The organism is Bifidobacterium jacchi, from assembly GCF_009078285.1.
Classification (GTDB): Bacteria; Actinomycetota; Actinomycetes; order Actinomycetales; family Bifidobacteriaceae; genus Bifidobacterium; species Bifidobacterium jacchi.
This window is the reverse complement of record NZ_RQSP01000076.1, coordinates 1-3,551: the sequence shown is the minus strand read 5'-3', so window position 1 is coordinate 3,551 and position 3,551 is coordinate 1. Positions and strand designations below refer to the sequence as shown.

2 protein-coding genes and 1 pseudogene are annotated in these 3,551 nt (G+C 65.7%); 1 reads left to right on the top strand and 2 read right to left on the bottom strand.

Annotation, left to right across the window (positions count from 1 at the left end; all coding sequences use genetic code 11):
• Positions 1 to 44: 44 nt before the first annotated feature.
• Positions 45 to 1,844 carry an aspartate--tRNA ligase gene (aspS, locus tag EHS19_RS10275; RefSeq protein WP_151917669.1) on the bottom strand — a complete coding sequence of 600 codons (1,800 nt, stop codon included), beginning with the start codon at positions 1,842 to 1,844 and terminating at the stop codon, positions 45 to 47.
• A 38-nt stretch (positions 1,845 to 1,882) separates the two neighbouring features.
• Complete coding sequence (gene hisS, locus EHS19_RS10270; RefSeq protein WP_151917668.1) at positions 1,883 to 3,259, bottom strand: histidine--tRNA ligase; 1,377 nt, start codon at positions 3,257 to 3,259, stop codon at positions 1,883 to 1,885.
• A 100-nt stretch (positions 3,260 to 3,359) separates the two neighbouring features.
• Here hisS and EHS19_RS10265 point away from each other — a divergent pair.
• Positions 3,360 to 3,551 (top strand): annotated as a pseudogene (locus tag EHS19_RS10265) (hypothetical protein); the annotation flags it as partial.

The window sequence follows — 3,551 nt, the reverse complement described above, 5'->3', positions numbered from 1 at the left end:
AAAGGTACCGCGACCGAGGAGCAACGCAGCTAACGCTCCATTATTCAGTTTTCGTCGGAGTCGGGGTCGTAGTCGACGCCAGTCTCTGCGCGCTGCGCATCGGTGATCGGGGCCGGGGCACCGGTCAGCGGATCGCGGCCGCCGCCGGCCTTGGGGAAGGCGATGACGTCGCGGATGGTGTCGGCACCGGCGAGGATGGACACGGTGCGATCCCAACCGAGGGCGATGCCCGCGTGCGGCGGGGCGCCGTACTTGAAGGCGTCAAGCAGGAAGCCGAACTTCTCCTTGGCTTCCTCGGAGCCGATGCCGAGCACGTTGAGCACGCGGTCCTGGATGTCGTCGCGATGGATACGCACGGAGCCGCCGCCCATCTCCTCGCCGTTGCAGACGATGTCGTAGGAGTCGGACATGGCGTGTTCGGGGTCCTTGTCGAACTTGTCGATCCAGTCCTTGGACGGCATGGTGAACGGGTGGTGCATGGAGGTCCACTTGGAGTGGCCCACGGCCACATCGTCGTCGTCGGGATCATCGGTGGGCTTGAACAGCGGGAAGTCGACGACCCAGGTGAAGGCGAACTTCTTCGGGTCGAGCAGGCCTTCGCGGCGGGCAAGCTCGACGCGCACGGCACCGAGCAGCAGCTGCGAGGATTCGCGGCGTCCGGCGGCGAAGAACACGGCGTCGCCCGGCTCGGCGCCGACGGCCTCGCGCAGGCCGTTGCGCTCCTCGTCGGACAGGTTCTTGGCGACGGGGCCCTTGAGTTCGCCGTCTTCGGCGAAGACCACGTACGCGAGGCCCTTGGCACCGCGCTGCTTGGCCCACTCCTGCCATGCGTCGAACTGACGACGCGGCGTGGCGGCACCGCCCTTGAACACGACGGCACCCACGTACGGAGCCTGGAACACGCGGAACGGCGTGTTTTTGAAGTAGTCGGTGAGCTCGACGAGCGGGTTGCCGAAGCGCAGATCCGGCTTGTCGGAACCGTACTTGTCCATGGCGTCCTGCCAGGAGATGCGCGGCAGCGGCAGCTTGACCTCGTAGCCGGCGACCTTCCAAATGGCGGCGATGACCTTTTCGGCCATGGCCATGACATCCTCCTGGTCCACGAAGCTCATCTCCATGTCGAGCTGGGTGAACTCGGGCTGACGGTCGGCGCGGAAGTCCTCGTCACGATAGCAGCGGGCGAGCTGGTAGTAGCGTTCGACACCGGAGACCATGAGCAGCTGCTTGAGCAGCTGCGGGGACTGCGGCAGCGCGTACCAGGAGCCGGGCACCAGACGGGCCGGCACCAGGAAGTCGCGTGCGCCCTCGGGCGTGGACTTGATGAACGTCGGGGTCTCCACCTCGGTGAAGTCCATGCCCTCGAGCGCGTGACGCGCGGCCTTGGTCATGTCGGAACGCAGCTTGAGGTTCGCCTGCATGGACGGGCGGCGCAGGTCGAGATAGCGGTACTTGAGGCGCACGTCCTCGCCGGGCAGCTTGTTCTCGGACTCGTTCTCGAGCGCGGTGGACACCTGGAACGGCAGCGCGTCGGCCTTGGCGAGGATCTCGATGCTCTCGGCCACGACTTCGATCTTGCCGGTGGCCAGATGCGTGTTCTCGTTGCCGTCCGGGCGCAGGCGCACCTCGCCGGTGACCTGGATGACGAATTCGCTGCGCAGCGGGCGCGCCATCTCCTCGTCGTAGATGACGACCTGCACGAGGCCGGTCGAATCGCGCAGATCGATGAAGGCGACGCCGCCGTGGTCGCGGCGACGGTCAACCCAACCGGCGAGCGTCACCTTCTGCCCGACGAGCGCCTCGGTCACGTCGGTGGCATGATGTGTTCTGTAAGCCGTCTGGCTCATGGTCTTGTCTCTCCTGACTCGAATGTGACTCGAATACGTCAGATTTCAACGGTTTGCCGGGCAACCACAGTATCCGGCTCCCACGACGTGCTTTCCGCGGCGGTCTGCTCTCCGGTGACGATGTTCTTGACCTCGTCGCCGGCGCCCTCCTGCCCGGGGAACCACACGTAGGGAATGCCGAGCTTGTCCGCATACTTGATTTGCTTGCCGAGCTTGGCCGCGGTCGGCGCGACGTCGGTGGCGATGCCGCGGGCGCGCAGCTGCGCGGCGATGCGGTTCGCAGCCGGGCGATCATCCTCGTTCCATACCGCCACGAGCACGGCGGCCGGCGAGACGCGGCTGGCGTGGGCGCCGGCGGTGTGCAGCATGTAGCTGACGAGTCGGCTCAATCCGATGGACAGGCCGACGCCGGGGTATTTGCGGCTGCCTTGGGATGCGAGGTTGTCGTATCGACCGCCGGAGCAGATCGATCCGAGCGATGCGGCGCCGTCGAGGAACGTTTCGTAGACGGAGCCGGTGTAGTAGTCGAGTCCGCGGGCGATCTTGAGATCGGCGATGACGGAGCCGGGGCGGATCGCGGCGGCCTCGTCGACGATCATGGCGAGGGTGGCGAGCCCCTGGGATGCCAGCGCGTATGCCTCGGAATCCTTCGCGATGCCGTGCGCGTCGCACAGCGCGTCGAACTTGGCTGCGAGCTCGCTGCCGTCGGCGGCGGTCAGGCCTGCGAGCTCAAGGCACGCGCGGGCCTGCGCCTCGGTGGCGCCGCAGGTTTCGACCAGCAGCTTGGCCACCTCGTCGGCGCCGATCTTGTCGAGCTTGTCGATCTCGCGCAGCACGCCCTCGATGTCCGTCAGCCCCAGTCCGCGATAGAAGCCTTCGGACAGCTTGCGGTTGTTGGCGTGCACGGTGGCCTTGGGAAGGCCGAACGCGCGCAGCTCCTCGAGCGCCGAGACCATGACGAGCGGCAGTTCCACCTCGTAGTGGTCGGGCAGATCACCCTGGCCGATCACGTCGATGTCGGCCTGGACGAACTCGCGGAAGCGGCCCTCCTGCGGACGCTCGCCGCGCCAGACCTTCTGGATCTGCCAGCGCTTGAACGGGAAGGCGAGATCGCCGGAATGCTCGACCACGTACCGGCTCAGCGGCACGGTCAGATCGAAGTGCAGGCCGATGCGCTCCTCGATCGGCGTGTCCGACTCATGACCGACCTCCTGAAGTCGGCTGAGCAGGTAGATCTCCTTGCTGGTCTCGCCTTTTTTCAGCAGGGAAGCGCCGGTTTCCACCGCTCTGGTCTCAATGCCGATGAAGCCATTGAGCTCGAAAACCCTACGAAGCGTATCGATGACACGCTGCTCCACAACACGCTCGGAGGGGAGCCACTCCGGAAATCCTGATATTGATGCACCTTTAGCCACAAAATCAATATAATAGGTGAGGTTGCGGAAAACACCGCCGTGCTCGCCACGGCATGCGGACCGCTTCCCCTCCCACATCCGTAGCCCAAAGGAGCTGGCCATGGCCGACGAGAACGTCACCGAAGAACACATCACCGAACCAACCGAGCAGGCACCGCAGCCCGCCGAAGAATCCACCACCACCGTGGCCGAGGCCAGCGCCACGGCACCGCAGGCAGACGAATCAGCCGAGGCCGCCACCGAACCCACCGAACCCACCGAACCCACCGAACCCGCTGAACCCACCGAAACC

Coding starts and splice junctions, on each gene's coding strand:
- aspS (WP_151917669.1), bottom strand. CDS start 1,844: ATGAGCCAGACGGCTTACAGAACACATCATGCCACCGACGTGACCGAG.